Origin of the sequence: Micromonospora chaiyaphumensis, assembly GCF_900091435.1 — a bacterium.
Taxonomy (GTDB): Bacteria; Actinomycetota; Actinomycetes; order Mycobacteriales; family Micromonosporaceae; genus Micromonospora; species Micromonospora chaiyaphumensis.
Map to the genome: position 1 here is coordinate 443,454 of NZ_FMCS01000002.1, position 13,027 is coordinate 456,480.

Here is a 13,027-nt window from a genome sequence, read left to right on the forward strand (position 1 = left end):
CCAGCCATGGCCGGTACCGGAACTAGCCCCGGGCGTCGTAGCGGGCCCGGGCGGCCTCCACCTCGGTCAGATGGGTGGTGGCCCACGCCTCCAGGCCGGCGACCAGGTCGAGCAGGCTGCGGCCGAGATCGGTGAGCGCGTAGTCGACCCGCGGCGGCACGCTGGCGTGCACGGTGCGGGTCACGAGGCCGTCCCGCTCCAGGCCCCGCAGGGTCTGGGTGAGCATCTTCTGGCTGATCCCGTCGACCCGCTCGGCCAGTTCGCCGTAGCGCTTGTCGCCGTCGGCGAGGGTGAGCACCACCAGCACGCTCCAGCGGTCGCCGATCCGGTCGAGGACCTTCCGGCTGCCGCAGTTCCGGTTGAACGGGTCCGCCTGCACGTGGTCACTCTCCTTCAGTGCGTACCGAACTTCAAGGTGCCTACTCTCCAACGGGAAGTACTGAGGAGTTGTTCCCGTTGGCGTGGGAAGACAGTTGATGTCGCCACAACAGGGAGTGCCCATGTCCATCGTCGTCACCGGCGCCACCGGTCCGCTCGGCCGCCAGATCATCTCCTCGCTGCTCGAGCGGGGCGTACCCGCCAACCAGATCGTGGCGGTCGGCCGGGACGTCGGCCGGCTCGCCAGCCTCGCCGAGCTGGGCTTGGTCACCCAGCGGGCCGACTACGACGACCCCGGGTCGCTCCAGGCAGCCTTCGCGGGCGCCGAGAAGCTGATGTTCGTCTCGGGCAGCGAGGTCGGCAATCGGGTGGTGCAGCACGGCAACGTGGTCACCGCCGCGCGGGAGGCCGGCGTCGGGCTGGTCGTCTACACCAGCATCGCGAAGGCGGACACCTCCACCCTGGCGCTCGCCGCCGAGCACAAGGCGACCGAGCAGCTGATCCGCGACTCCGGCCTGCCGTACGTGTTCCTGCGCAACAGCTGGTACCTGGAGAACTACACCGGCCAGCTCGCCACGTACCGCGAGCACGGGGTGGCCGGGGCGGCGGGTGACGGGCGGGTCAGCGCCGCCACCCGCGCCGACTACGCGGCCGCCGCCGCGGCGGTGCTCACCGCCCCGGACCAGGCTGGCAGCGTGTACGAGCTGGGCGGCGCGCCGTTCAGCATGGCCGAGCTGGCCGCCGAGGTCTCCCGGCAGACCGGCGCGCCGGTCTCCTACCTCGACCTGCCCGTGGACAAGTACACCGAGCTGCTGGTCGCGGCCGGCCTGCCCGAGGGGTACGCGGCCATGCTCGCCGACGCCGACCGGGGCATCGCCCAGGGCGAGCTGGAGGTCGGCGACGACCTGGCCCGGCTGCTCGGCCGCACACCGACCACGCTCGCCGAGGCGATCCGCGCCGCGCTCTGACGCCCGCGCCTGGCCGCCGCCCCGTGATCCGACGGCGGCGGTCAGGCCGGCTCGGCCCGCAGCTTCACCAGGTCGTCGACGAGGCTCTCCACGTAGTCGGCCGTCTCCTCCCAGCGGGTGACGGCGACGCAGCGGATGCCCATGGCCTTCACCGGGTAGTCGTTGCCGCCCACGTCGAGCCGGTCACCGACGAAGAGCACGTTGTCGATTTTCAGGTCGAGGCACTCCAGCAGCTTCCGCATGCCGTACGCCTTGTCCACGCCCTTGCGGGTCACGTCGATCGAGGTCGAGCCGCCGCCGCGGACCTCCAGGTCGGGCAGCTTCGCGGCGACGGCGTCGCGCAGCCGCTTCTTCTTGCTGCCGTCCGGGTCCCAGCCGTACTTCTCGGCCGGTGGCGCCGACTGGCCCAGCGCCGAGAAGGTGATCTGGCTGCCCCGGTCCTCGATGATGTCGCCCCAGGTCTTCGACTCCCACAGGTCGAGCGCCTGCGCCGACTCGGTGAGCGCGGCGACGACCCGGGCCTTGTCGGCCTCGCTCAGGTCCTCGGCGTAGACCTGCCGCCAGTCGCCGTCCAGCCACCGGTGGTAGCGGGTGCCGCAGGTCGGCATGAGGTGCAGCCGGCCGCGCTGCTCCTCGGTCAGGTCGAGGTGCGCCAGCATCTGCGTCTGGAACTGCTCGAACCGGCCACCGGAGATGACCAGCACATCCACCTCGGTGAGCAGATGGCCGAGGAGTTCCGCCATCCGGCGATCGATCTGGGACTTGGAAACCGCCAGGGTGTCGTCCAGGTCGAACGCCACCACTCGAAGATCGTTCACGAAGTACCACCATGTCGTCGCGGGCAGGCCAGGACTAGCAGGGTACCGACGTGAGCCACTGCCACCCCGATGGCCCGGGGCTGGCGCCCGGTCGAGGCCGCGACCACACGGCGCGGCCCCTCGCACGCAGGTTACCGCGCGGGCGGGTGGAAACCCGGAGAAACCCGTTGGACAGGGCCGCCATCGACGGCGATCGTGGCGGCATGCGACAGGACGAGATCTGGGACGCCGAGACGGCCCAGCGCTACGACACACCGGGCACCGGAATGTTCGCGCCGGAGGTCCTCGGGCCCACGGTGGACCGCCTCGCCGCACTCGCGGGTCGCGGACGTGCCCTGGAGTTCGCCGTCGGCACCGGCCGGGTGGCCGTCCCGCTGGCGGAACGCGGCGTGCCGGTCACCGGGATCGAGCTGTCCGTACCGATGGTCACGCAGCTGCGGACGAAGGCCGACGAGGCCACGCTCCCGGTGGTCGTCGGCGACATGGCGACGGCCACGGCGCCCGGCGACTACACCCTCGTCTACCTGGTCTACAACACCATCTCCAACCTGCTCGACCAGGCGGCGCAGGTCGCCTGCTTCCGCAACGCGGCCCGCCACCTCGGCCCCGGCGGGCGGTTCGTGATCGAGCTGTGGGTGCCCGAGCTGCGCAAACTGCCCCCCGGACAGCAGGCCACGGTGTGGTGCGCCGAGCCCGGCTACATCGGCCTGGACACCTACGACGTGCTGCGCCAGCAGGTCGTGTCCCACCACTTCCACTTCGGCGAGGGCCGCGAGGCGCGGCTGGGCCGCAGCCCGCACCGCTACATCTGGCCCGCCGAGCTGGACCTGATGGGCCAGCTCGCCGGGTTCGAGCTGGAGTCGAGGCACGCGGACTGGTCCGGCGCGGAGTTCACGGCCGAGTCCCGGTCCCACGTCTCCGTCTACCGCCTGCCCGGCTGACCGGCGACTCGGCCCGGCCTCAGTCGACGGCCGGGCTGCGGCGTTCCAGGAGCACGACGTCACGCCACCGGCCGTGGTGCCGGCCGATCCGCTCCCGCGTGCCGACGACCCGGAAACCGGCCCGCCGGTGCAGGGCGAGGCTGGCGGTGTTCTCCGGAAAGACACCGGACTGGATGGTCCACACGCCGGCCGCTTCGGTGGAGGCGATCAGCGCGTCCAGCAGCAGCCGGCCGGCGCCCCGCCCCTGAGCGGCGGGACTGACGTACACGGAGTGCTCGACCACCCCGGCGTAGACGGCGCGGGTCGAGGTCGGCGAGACGGCGACCCAGCCCAGGACGGTGCCGTCGGCGGCGACCGCGACGAACCGGTGGTCGGCCAGCCTGGTGGCGTCGAACGCCGGCCAAGTGGGCGCGGTGGTCTCGAAGCTGGCGTCACCGGCGTCGAGCCCGGCCTGGTAGATGGCCAGCACCGCGTCGGCGTCCTCCGGCCTCATCGGTCGGACGGTGCTGCCAGCCATCAGCCGACTCCCTCCGGGCTCTGTCGGGTCCCGGGTCGGTGCGCCGACCCGTTGATCAGCGTCGGTCTTCGCGGTGCCCCCGGCAGGATTCGAACCTGCGACACACGGTTTAGGAAACCGATGCTCTATCCCCTGAGCTACGAGGGCGCGAGCCGCCAGTCTAGCGACCGGTGGGGTGCCCGCGTCGGCCGGGACTGACCCGCCTTGACCCTCCGACGGCCACGCGACGGGCGTCCGCTCCGGTGTGTTGACGGTGCCCCACCGGGTGCGGCGGGCACAATCGGTGACCTGACGTGAGCAAGAGGTGCTCGCCCGGAGGTGCCCGTTGACGCGGTGTCCAGGCCGACTGGCTCGGTGGGCGCTGCGGGGCGTACTCCTGTGCGGTGGCCTGGTCGGCGCGTGGGCCCTGTCCGACGCCGTCGCACCCGACGCGGCTCGCGCGGCCGAGCCGGCCCGCCCCGGCGTCCTGGCCGACCTGCTCGACGGCGCCCGGACCATCGTCGGGGAGTCCGTGCCTCCTCCGTTGCACCTGCCGGCGCCGTCGCCGGCCAGGAGCGGCGGAGCTGACATCGAGGGCGGCACGGCCGCGGCGGACCGGGGCCGGCCGGCGCGTCCGCGGGTTCCTCCGGTGAAGCAGACGACGGTGACCGAGGCGATCACGCCGGTGACGCGTTCGGTCGTGGACCTGGTGTCTCCCGTCGTGGAGACGATCGCGCCGGTCCGGCTGCTGGAGCCGGTCTCCGGTGCCCTCCGGCCGGTGACCGAGCCGATCGTCGAGCTGCTGCGGCCCGCCCTGGCCCCGGTGCTCGACCTGACCGAGCCGATCATCGGGCCACCCGCTGCGCCGTCCGCTCCTCCCGCTGGTCCGAGCGGCGATGAGCCGATCACCGGCGCACCAGCGCCGGCCGGCGAGACGCCGACGGCGCGCACCGCCGCACCGTCCACCCGCCCTGCGCCGCCGACGCTCGCGCTCCCCACGAAGGCCCCGTCACCCCGACCGGCGGCCTGGTCAGCAGGCCGTGACGAGGTGCCGTCCGGGCCGGCCGGGGTACGGGTTCCGCCGCCCGGTGAGCCCGCCCCCGGCCCCCACGGAATGCCCGCCACCCCTGCTGTCCCCGGCACCACGGCCGGTTCCGGTGCCGGTGCCGGCGGGCCCGGCATCCCGGCCGACGGTGTCCCGCACCGGTGGGAGCCGGAGCTGCGGGTGGTGGGACACGACCGCGGTCGCTGCGACGAACTCGTGAGCCGGTCGAGCCGGCCGGAGCCCGGACCCGCCTGACGCACCTGCGGCTGAACGGCCCGACGCCGGGCGGTCCGCCTGCCCGAGGGCTCAGGCGGCCCGCGCCACCGGGCGGCCGGCCGCGGCGAGGCCGGCCCGGTGAGCAGCTGTCGCCGCCGGCCCGCTGACTTGTCACCTGCACCCGCGCGACGACGCCCGGCGTCGCCGCCCACCACCCGGCCGTCGGCCCGGAACTCCGGAACGGCCGGCGGCCGATCGGCCACGAACCCACCGCAACCGTCACCAGGAGAACTCCGTGAACCACGCCCTGCCCGTCCGCCGCGCGACCTGGCGCGACATCAGCGACATCGTCGGTCTCGTCGCCGGTCCCTTCGCCGACAGCGCCACCGGCGCCTGGCTGGTGCCGGACGACCGCCGCCGGCGGAGGGTGCTCACCGCCGTCGTCCGCGTCTGGACCGAACAGGCGCTGCTCTCCGGCGAGGCCTACCTCCTGGAGGATGGCTCCGCCGCCGCCGTCTGGCTGCACCGGTACGGCCCGGTCGCCGAGCCCACCGGGTACGGCGAACGCTTCGCCGTCGCCTGCGCCGACCACCTGGACCGCTTCCTGCAGCTCGACGACGCGCTGGCCGCGCACCGTCCCGCCGACCCCCACAACCACCTGGCGTTCTTCGCGGTCACCGCACAGCCGCACCGCATCAGACGCGCCACCGCCCTGCTGACCGCCAGCAACGCCCGGATGGGTCAGGCCCGGCTCCCCACCTACACGGAGGCGACCACGCCGGCGGACCGTGACCTGTACGCCCGCCACGGCTACGTCGCGCACGAGCCGTTCACCCTTCCCGACGGCACCACCACCCACCCGATGTGGCGGCGCCCGGGGCTGCGCGAGCCCGGACGCCGCCTCGCCAGGCCGGCGATCTGCCCGTACGCGGCGATGTCGGCGTAGGGCGGCCCGGTCGGTCCGACGGTCAGCGGAGCAGCCCGCGCACCCTCCGCGCCAGGGCGCGGGCCCGGGCGCGAGCGCCGGACACCGACCGGCCGAGGTGGGCCCGGTTCTGCCGGACGTAGGCGGAGATCAACGCGACGAGGAAACCGAGCCCCGTCAACCAGGCCGAACAGTCGCCCATCGAGCCCAGGAGCGGCAGGGTCACGAACAGGCAGACGAAACCGGACAGCGGGAAGACCAGTTGCAGGCCGAACTCGTACAGCAGGGACCGGGCACCCCGCTGCTGCGCGTAGAAGTCGTCCCACCGGAAGACCCGGTCGTCGCCCGAGCACTCGACGGCGACCGGCCGGAGGACCTCGCGGATGTATCTGTTCGCCGCCTCGCGATCCCGCCGGCGCCGCAGGATGGTGATGCCGGAGATCGCCGCCAGCACCGGAACGGCGAGCAGCAGGCGGGGGTCGGCCCGGTTGGCGACCACGAACCCCAGGATCACCGCCACCACGGTCAGGTACGCGCCGACGAGGGCGTGCGACGCGGCCGACTTCTGCGCCATGACGGCCCGGATCGCGTTGTACTCCGCGACGAGCAGGTTGGTGCGGTTGTCGACGCGAGCGGCTGCCGTTTCGTCGCCCGGTGGAGCACTTCTCGGACGGGCCAGGTCATTCCACGTCACGCATCGATGATGGCAACCCTCCACAAGCGTCCGTCCGGCCGGCGTGACGGGACCACCGGAGCCGGCGGTCCCGTCACGCCCGCTACGCGGGCACCACGTGGAGCCGCGGGCCGGCGGGTCGCCCGGCGCCGGACAGGGCCAGCAGGGTCTGCCCGGTGGCGTCGTCGACGACGGCGACCCGTACCGCGTCGGGCTCGCCGTCGGCCAGCGGGACGGCGAAGACCGCGGTGACCGGCCGGCCCTGGTAGCGCGCGGCGTGGCCGACGAACCGCCACTCGCCGTCGTCCCAGTGCTCGCGGACGTCGGAGCGGAGCAGCGGCGCGACCCGCCGGTAGGAGTCGCTGAGCTGCACCTGCTGCACGGTGGCGAGCAGTGGCAGCCCGGTGCCGCCGCGCAGCGGGTCGGTCAGCCGGGCGCGCAGCCGGCGCAGCGGCAGCAGCCAGGCGGCGTCCAGTTCGGGCGAGAGCGCCACCACGGCCGCCGCCTCGGCCAGCAGCACGGCGCCGCCGGCCAGCGGTCGGTCGGCGAGCGCGGCCGGCCAGTCGCCGGGCGCCAGGGTGGCCAGCCCCGCCGCCACCACCAGCAGTGCGGCCCGGCCGAGGCTGCGACCGGCGACCGGGGTAGGGCGGCTGCTCAGGCAGCCGCACGAGGACGCCGGCGCGGCCCGGCGGGCGTACGCCAGGTAGCCGAGGAAGCCGACGGCCAGGGCGGTCGCGGCGGCGGTCTCCAGACGCCGGGCGGGCGGCAGCAGGAGCAGCCCGCCGAGGGCCAGCTCGATGCCGCCGAGCAGCCGGTACGCGGGCAGCGCGCGGTGTTCGCCGAGCAGCCGGGCGAGCGCGGACCGCCGGGCGGTCGTGGCGGCGTGCCGGTCGAGGAGCTTGACGCGGGCGGACCAGATCAGCACCGCGCCGACGACCAGCGGTTGCAGCGCCGCGATCAGGTCGATCATGGGTTCTCCCCTCGGTGGGGCCGACGGGTGACGCCCGGGCGGTCCGCAGGGTGGACCGCCCTGCGACGGCTCCAGTTCGGCGCGTCCGGCGCCGCGGTCTGGAGCCGTCGGGCGTACCGGTCAGGCGGCGGCGTAGACGGTGGCGATGTCGATCTCGTTGGTGTCCGGGTGCCAGGCGCCGAGCACCTGGACGTGCCGGCCGACCCGGAGCAGGGACAGGTCGCTGATGGCCGGGGTGCCGTTGTAGACGGCGGCGGAGCGGCCGGGCACGACGTGGGCGACGATCCGCTGGCCCTTGTGGTCGAGGTGCAGCAGGTTGCGTCCGACGGCGGCGATGTGCGCGTGCAGGTTGACGATGTTGACCCACACCGAGTCGGCGGCCAGGGTGCCGTCGGGCAGGCGGACGCCACGGGCATAGAGCCCGTCGCCGATGGCGACCTGGTCGAACGTGGTGGGGTGCAGTTTCCAGATGCTCGTGCCGTCGGTGATCCGGATCGAGTGCAGCACGGTGTCGGATCCGGTGACCAGCAGGAGGTGGCCGGAGATCTTGCTGATCCGGCCCTCGACGAAGTTCGGGTCGGGCGCGCCGGGCTCGACGGCCGCCGGCTCGGCGGCGAAGGCCGCCTCGGGGGCGAGCGAGCCGAGGCCGGTGGCGCCCACCACGCCGCCGAGCGCGGCGGTGGCGAGGAGACGGCGACGGTCCAGGGTCTGCGGCATGACGGAACCCTCCTGTTCAGACGGTGTCGACCGAGCAGGGCCGCAGCCCCACGGAGAGACTGCCGATCGCACTGAACGCCGCGGGCGTCAGGTCGATGATCCGGTTGCTGCCGCAGGCCGAGCCGCAGCAGGTGCGCTCACCGCAGAACAGGTCCGTCTGCGGGCCGCAGTCGGCGATGGTCGTGCCGACGCGGGAGCCGTTGCAGAGGTTGGTGGTGTAGTGGCGGAAGCCGCAGGTCCGCCGGCTCATGCTGAGCCCGCAGGTGTCCGGGTGGGTGATGGCATAGCACGCGTCCGAGGTGTTCGGCCAGGCGTGCTGGTAGTTGCCCGACCTGCAGGTGCCGCAGGCGCCGCCCCCGGCGGTGCCGCACGGTCCCCAGGCGGTGCCGCAGCAGAACCAGGACACCTCGCCTCGTATGGCCGCCATGGATACCTCCTTCCCGTCGTTGATCGACAACGATGGATGTAGATATAGATGGCGATTGTTGTGTTAGAAATCACCTGAGTCAATAACTCGAACGAAGATTTCCTACATGCGGCGGAGCGCGACGAGGGCAACCAGCCCGACCAGGGCCGCCGCGGGCACCGGCGCCCAGGCCGGTGCGACCTCCAGCAGGACCCCGCCGAGCGCGGCCCCGGCGAGCAGCCCGGCCAGCCGGCCCAGCCCGCCCCGTGTGGCGGCGAAGCGGTGCGGGCCCGCCAGCACCCGCCGCACCGCGTCGGTCAGCGACCCGGTGAAGTACGTGGTCGACGCGCCGGGCACCCCGGCGCTCAGGGTGAGCGCGGTCTGCGTACCGCTGGCGGCCGCGGCGAGGCCGAGCAGGACGAGGCCGGCGCCGGAGCCGGGCCGCGCGCCGGTCGCCAGCCAGCCGCCGGCCACCGCGACCAGGAGCGCCCCCTCGGCCGTCACGACCGCGGTGGTACGCCGGCGCCACCCCGGCCCGGCGCGGCGTAACGCCTGGCTGCCCACGCCGACCCCGACCGCGTACCCGCCCACCGCGACGGCCCCGCCGGCCAGGGCGCGGAGGTCTCCGGCGGCGAGCGCCCGGCCGGCCTGGACCAGGTTGCCGGTGATCACGCTGGCGAAGAAGCCGCCGAGCCGGGTCACGCAGACCACGTCCAGCACCCCCGACGCCACGGCCAGCAGCACCAGCAGTCGCGGCACCGTCGGGGGCGGAACGGCGGGCGCGTCCTCGCTCAGGAACTCACCGCCCGGCGGGAACCACGTACGGGAAGGAGGCGGCGCGGGCGTCCCGGGTGACGTCGGGGGTGAGGCCGGACGTGAGGCCGGTGTTGAGCACCAGGGAGAACATCACCTCGGGCGCGTTGTCGGCCATCGTGCGCCCGTTGCGGGCGGCGAACCCGTAGTTCGCCGGGGTGCCGACCTGGTAGGACAGCACGTCCGGGTAGAGCTCGCGGGCCACGCTCCAGCCGTACGCCCCGGGGTCGGTCGCCGTGCCGTTGGCCGCCACCACCCGGGCGACCGTCGACGCGATCTCCGCACCGTCGGCCCGCAGGTCCTCGCAGGGGTGGCGGGTGTTGGCGGGGTTCGAGAAGTCGGTGTCGGTGGGCCAGAAGACCGGCCACATCATGGGGTGGCCGGCGCGGTTGATCTGCCGCCATCCCCCGGCGTCGGTGGCCAGCTTGGTGGCCGCCCAGACGCCGATGCGGTTGCCCACGCGCAGCGTCGGCTCGTCGCGGGCCACCTCCAGCACGATCGAGTCGACGGTGGTGCCGGCGAAGCTGTTCTTCGCGTTCTCCGGGCGCCAGGTCGAGCGGTCCAGCCGGGCGCCGTTCTTGAAGGCGTCGTTGACGGTCGCGAGCTGGTCCAGGTCGATGTAGAAGGGGTCGGTGATCCGCCCGGCCCAGACCCGCAGGTTGCCGCCGGTCACCTCCTCCCCGGTGCGGCCCTGGGCGACCATCGTGCCGGTGGCGCCGTCGTCGTAGGCCTCGGCGCCGGTGAGGGCGTGCACGGTGAGGTCCTGCCGGCCCTCGCCGTCGAGTTCGCCGAACGCGACCCGGTAGGTCAGCTGCTCCATCTCGCTGCCGTCGAGGTGCACCTTGAACTCGTACCGGGCCTCGTGGTGGAAGCCGGGCTTGATGTCGGCCCTGGTCACCGAGCTGTTGACGTCCATCACCAGCACGGTGCCGCGCTCACCGTCGAAGACGTAGAGGTCGTCGAGGTAGAGCTGGCCGCTCTGGGCGGCGAGCGGGGTGTCGAGGTGGTGCGACATGGCTGTCTCCCGGGTCAGCGGCTGGCACGGCAGGCCCGAGCCTATCCGGGCGTAATACCGCAAAAGCTCCAATCGGCAGCTTTCCCCCTGGACCCCGGGTGGGTTACCGTCGGCGGGTGATCCCGGTGGAGGCCGCGGCGGCCGCGTACGCCCAGTGGCTCACCCCTGCCCTGCCGCTCTACGGCAACGACCACGAGCGGGCCGACTTCGCTCCCTGAAACGCCCCGGCACCCGACGCCTCCTTTCCCCCACGTCGCACCGGGAGCGATGCCTCATGTCCGTCGACAGTTCCGGGATCCGGGCGGTGCTGCGCGCACCCCAGGTCCTCCGGGTCCTCCTCAGCAGCCAGGTCGGCCGGCTGCCCACCGCCAGCGGGCCGCTGGCCCTGCTCCTGTTCGCCCGCCAGTCGCTGAGCCTCGCGGCCGCCGGCCTGCTGGTGGCCGCGTACACCGCCGGGATGGCGGTGGGCACGCCGCTGCTCGCCCGGGCCGTGGACCGCTGGCGGCAGCCACCCGTGCTGTGGGCCGCCGCGGTGCTCTCCGGCCTGGGATTCGGCGCGGTGGCGCTGACCGGCGGGCACCTCACCGGCGCCGTGCTCGGCGCGGCGGTGGCCGGTCTCGGCACGCCGCCGCTGGAGGCGTGCCTGCGGACCCTCTGGCCCGCCCTGCTCCCGCCCGCCACGGTGCCCACGGCGTACACGCTGGACATCGCCGTGCAGGAGGTGATCTTCGTGGTCGGCCCGCTGGTCACCCTCCTGGCCGTGACCCTGGCCGGCCCGCCCGCCGGGCTGGTCGCCGCCGGGGTGCTGCAACTGGCCGGCACCGCGGCGTACGCGCTCAGCCCCGCCGTCCGCGCCTGGCGCGGCGTGCCGGCCGTCCGGCACTGGGCCGGCCCGCTGCGCGTACCCCGGTTCAGCCTCCTGATGGCCGGCGTAGTCGGCGTCGGCGCGGCGGTCGGGAGCATCGCGGTGGCGGTGACCGGCTACGCCGAGGCGGCCGGCGACCGGCGGCTCAGTGGCTGGCTGCTGGCGGCGCAGGCGGCCGGCGCCCTGGCCGGCGGCCTGCTCTACACGCGGGCACGGCCGGGCGGGCCCGGGCGGCTGCCGCTGCTGGCCACCGCGCTCACGGTCGGCTACCTGCCGCTGCTGCTCGCCCCGGGCCCGGCCCCGATGGCCGGCCTGCTCGTCGTCAGCGGGCTCGCGCTGCCGCCGGTGCTGACCGCCATCTTCCTCACCGCCGAGCGGCTCGCCGTGCCGGGCACGGTGGCCGAGGCGTTCGCCTGGGTGAGCACGGCGTTCGTGGTCGGCAGCGCCGCCGGCTCCGCGCTCGCCGGCCCGCTCGTGTCGACCGACCTCCGGTACGGGCTGGCCGTGGCCCCGGCGGCCGCGCTGCTGGGCACGGCGGTGTTCTGGGCCGTCTCGCGCGGCGACGGCCGGCGGCGACCGGAGAACGGCACCGGGCCGGCCGTGGACCCGCTCACAGCCAGCCGCGGCGCTTGAACAGCAGGTAGAGGGCGCCGCAGACGGCGGCCATCAGACCGATCGCGAACAGGTAGCCGAACCGCCAGCCGAGTTCCGGCATGTGCGCGAAGTTCATGCCGTAGACCGTGCCGATCAGGGTGGGTGCGAACAGGATCGCCGCCCACGCCGACACCCGCTTGATCTCCTCGTTCTGCTCGAAGCTGGCCGCGGTGAGGCTGCGCATCTCCTCGTTCTGGGCCTGCGAGACGAGGGTCGCGTTGACCGTGAGGATGTTCTGCAGCAGGTGCCGGAAGCCGTCCACCCGCTCGACGACCTGGGTCAGGTGGTCCGCCACGTCGCGCAGCCGGCGGCGCAGCTCCTCGTCGGTGCCGTACCGGTCGAAGCCGGCGGTGAGGGCGTCCACCACCTTCAGCAGTGGGCGGGCCGCACGCTGGAACTGGATGACCTCGCGGCTCAGCTCGTAGATGCGGCGGCTGGCGTTCGGGTCGCCGCCGAACACCTCGGTCTCGATCTCGTCGATGTCGTTCTCCAGCCCGGCGACCACCGGGGCGTAGCCGTCGACCACCCGGTCGAGCACCGCGTACAGGACCGCCTCGGGGCCGAGCGCGAGGACGGCCGGCTCCGCCTCCAGCCGCCGCCGGACGCCGGCCAGGTCGGGCGTGCCGCCGTGCCGGACGGTGATCACGAACCCGGGCCCCAGGAACAGGTGCAGCTCGGCGAACTCGACCGCCTCGCGCGCGTCGAGGTAGCGGGCGGCGCGCAGCACCACGAACAGGGTGTCGCCGTACCGCTCCAGCTTCGGCCGCTGGTGGGCGTTGATGGCGTCCTCGACCGCCAGCTCCGGGAGCTGGAACTCGGCGGCCAACGAGCCGATCTGGTCGGGGCTCGGCCGGCACAGCCCGATCCAGGCCACGGCCCGGTCCAGCTCCTGGAGGCACCGGTACGTGTCGGCGAGGCTGACCGGGGAGGCGCGCCGCACCCCGTCGACGTAGACCCCGCTGTCGACGAGCCCGGCGGGTCGCTCCGGCTCCGCCGAGCGCGCGTCGATCGCGTGCTCGTCCAGGCGGCGGCCGAACCCCTCCGCCGGCGCCGGGAACCGGTTGTCCGCCATGCCCTCCCCCGCTCCTCGGCCGGCTCGCCGAGTCCCCCTGAGCGGCCGGGGCAAA

At 74.2% G+C, this 13,027-nt stretch carries 15 protein-coding genes and 1 tRNA gene; 5 read left to right on the plus strand and 11 right to left on the minus strand.

Annotated features, from left to right (window positions below; genetic code table 11):
* Window positions 1-22 precede the first annotated feature (22 nt).
* A complete protein-coding gene (locus GA0070214_RS07870; RefSeq protein ID WP_244167594.1) occupies window positions 23-379 on the minus strand; it encodes a winged helix-turn-helix transcriptional regulator in 357 nt (118 codons plus the stop codon).
* A gap of 121 nt (window positions 380-500) precedes the next feature.
* On the opposite strand from GA0070214_RS07870, the gene GA0070214_RS07875 reads away from it, so the two are divergent.
* On the plus strand, window positions 501-1,346 hold the full coding sequence (locus tag GA0070214_RS07875; RefSeq protein ID WP_091260835.1) for an SDR family oxidoreductase: 846 nt from the start codon (window positions 501-503) through the stop codon (window positions 1,344-1,346).
* A 41-nt stretch (window positions 1,347-1,387) separates the two neighbouring features.
* Here GA0070214_RS07875 and GA0070214_RS07880 read toward each other — a convergent pair whose 3' ends face one another.
* Entirely contained in the window at window positions 1,388-2,164 is a 777-nt protein-coding gene (locus tag GA0070214_RS07880) for an HAD-IIB family hydrolase (protein WP_091260837.1), read from the minus strand.
* A gap of 203 nt (window positions 2,165-2,367) precedes the next feature.
* On the opposite strand from GA0070214_RS07880, the gene GA0070214_RS07885 reads away from it, so the two are divergent.
* A complete protein-coding gene (locus tag GA0070214_RS07885) occupies window positions 2,368-3,105 on the plus strand; it encodes a class I SAM-dependent DNA methyltransferase (protein ID WP_091261461.1) in 738 nt (245 codons plus the stop codon).
* A gap of 19 nt (window positions 3,106-3,124) precedes the next feature.
* On the opposite strand, the gene GA0070214_RS07890 is transcribed toward GA0070214_RS07885, so the two are convergent.
* On the minus strand, window positions 3,125-3,598 hold the full coding sequence (locus GA0070214_RS07890) for a GNAT family N-acetyltransferase (RefSeq protein ID WP_167364212.1): 474 nt from the start codon (window positions 3,596-3,598) through the stop codon (window positions 3,125-3,127).
* A 98-nt stretch (window positions 3,599-3,696) separates the two neighbouring features.
* A tRNA-Arg gene (locus GA0070214_RS07895) sits at window positions 3,697-3,769 on the minus strand.
* Window positions 3,770-4,250: 481 nt separating this feature from the next.
* On the opposite strand from GA0070214_RS07895, the gene GA0070214_RS07900 reads away from it, so the two are divergent.
* Together GA0070214_RS07900 and GA0070214_RS07905 are read left to right on the plus strand one after the other, a co-directional pair.
* Window positions 4,251-4,901, plus strand: a complete 651-nt coding sequence (locus GA0070214_RS07900) for a hypothetical protein (RefSeq protein WP_139141770.1) — start codon at window positions 4,251-4,253, stop codon at window positions 4,899-4,901.
* 256 nt (window positions 4,902-5,157) lie between these two features.
* Window positions 5,158-5,808: a hypothetical protein gene (locus tag GA0070214_RS07905; RefSeq protein WP_091260844.1), complete on the plus strand. Its 651-nt coding sequence runs from the start codon at window positions 5,158-5,160 to the stop codon at window positions 5,806-5,808.
* Between the two features lie 22 nt (window positions 5,809-5,830).
* Here GA0070214_RS07905 and GA0070214_RS07910 read toward each other — a convergent pair whose 3' ends face one another.
* The 6 genes from GA0070214_RS07910 to GA0070214_RS07935 form a co-directional block, all read right to left on the minus strand.
* Complete coding sequence (locus GA0070214_RS07910) at window positions 5,831-6,481, minus strand: hypothetical protein (RefSeq protein ID WP_139141771.1); 651 nt, start codon at window positions 6,479-6,481, stop codon at window positions 5,831-5,833.
* Between the two features lie 82 nt (window positions 6,482-6,563).
* The gene (locus GA0070214_RS07915) at window positions 6,564-7,430 is read right to left on the minus strand and encodes a MauE/DoxX family redox-associated membrane protein (protein WP_208602678.1); all 867 of its coding nucleotides are present in this window, start codon (window positions 7,428-7,430) and stop codon (window positions 6,564-6,566) included.
* 120 nt (window positions 7,431-7,550) lie between these two features.
* Window positions 7,551-8,147: a cell wall protein gene (locus GA0070214_RS07920; RefSeq protein WP_091260850.1), complete on the minus strand. Its 597-nt coding sequence runs from the start codon at window positions 8,145-8,147 to the stop codon at window positions 7,551-7,553.
* A gap of 16 nt (window positions 8,148-8,163) precedes the next feature.
* The gene (locus tag GA0070214_RS07925; protein ID WP_091260852.1) at window positions 8,164-8,574 is read right to left on the minus strand and encodes an RlpA-like double-psi beta-barrel domain-containing protein; all 411 of its coding nucleotides are present in this window, start codon (window positions 8,572-8,574) and stop codon (window positions 8,164-8,166) included.
* 102 nt (window positions 8,575-8,676) lie between these two features.
* The gene (locus GA0070214_RS07930) at window positions 8,677-9,348 is read right to left on the minus strand and encodes a DUF1275 family protein (RefSeq protein WP_091260854.1); all 672 of its coding nucleotides are present in this window, start codon (window positions 9,346-9,348) and stop codon (window positions 8,677-8,679) included.
* Between the two features lie 4 nt (window positions 9,349-9,352).
* The gene (locus GA0070214_RS07935) at window positions 9,353-10,381 is read right to left on the minus strand and encodes a DUF4331 family protein (protein WP_091260856.1); all 1,029 of its coding nucleotides are present in this window, start codon (window positions 10,379-10,381) and stop codon (window positions 9,353-9,355) included.
* A gap of 274 nt (window positions 10,382-10,655) precedes the next feature.
* Between GA0070214_RS07935 and GA0070214_RS07940 the strand changes: the two genes are divergently transcribed.
* Complete coding sequence (locus GA0070214_RS07940) at window positions 10,656-11,879, plus strand: MFS transporter (protein WP_091260857.1); 1,224 nt, start codon at window positions 10,656-10,658, stop codon at window positions 11,877-11,879.
* Here the strand turns inward: GA0070214_RS07940 and GA0070214_RS07945 are convergent.
* Entirely contained in the window at window positions 11,857-12,972 is a 1,116-nt protein-coding gene (locus GA0070214_RS07945; RefSeq protein ID WP_091260859.1) for a magnesium and cobalt transport protein CorA, read from the minus strand. The two genes, GA0070214_RS07940 and GA0070214_RS07945, sit on opposite strands and share 23 nt — an antisense overlap.
* Between the last annotated feature and the right edge of the window lie 55 nt (window positions 12,973-13,027).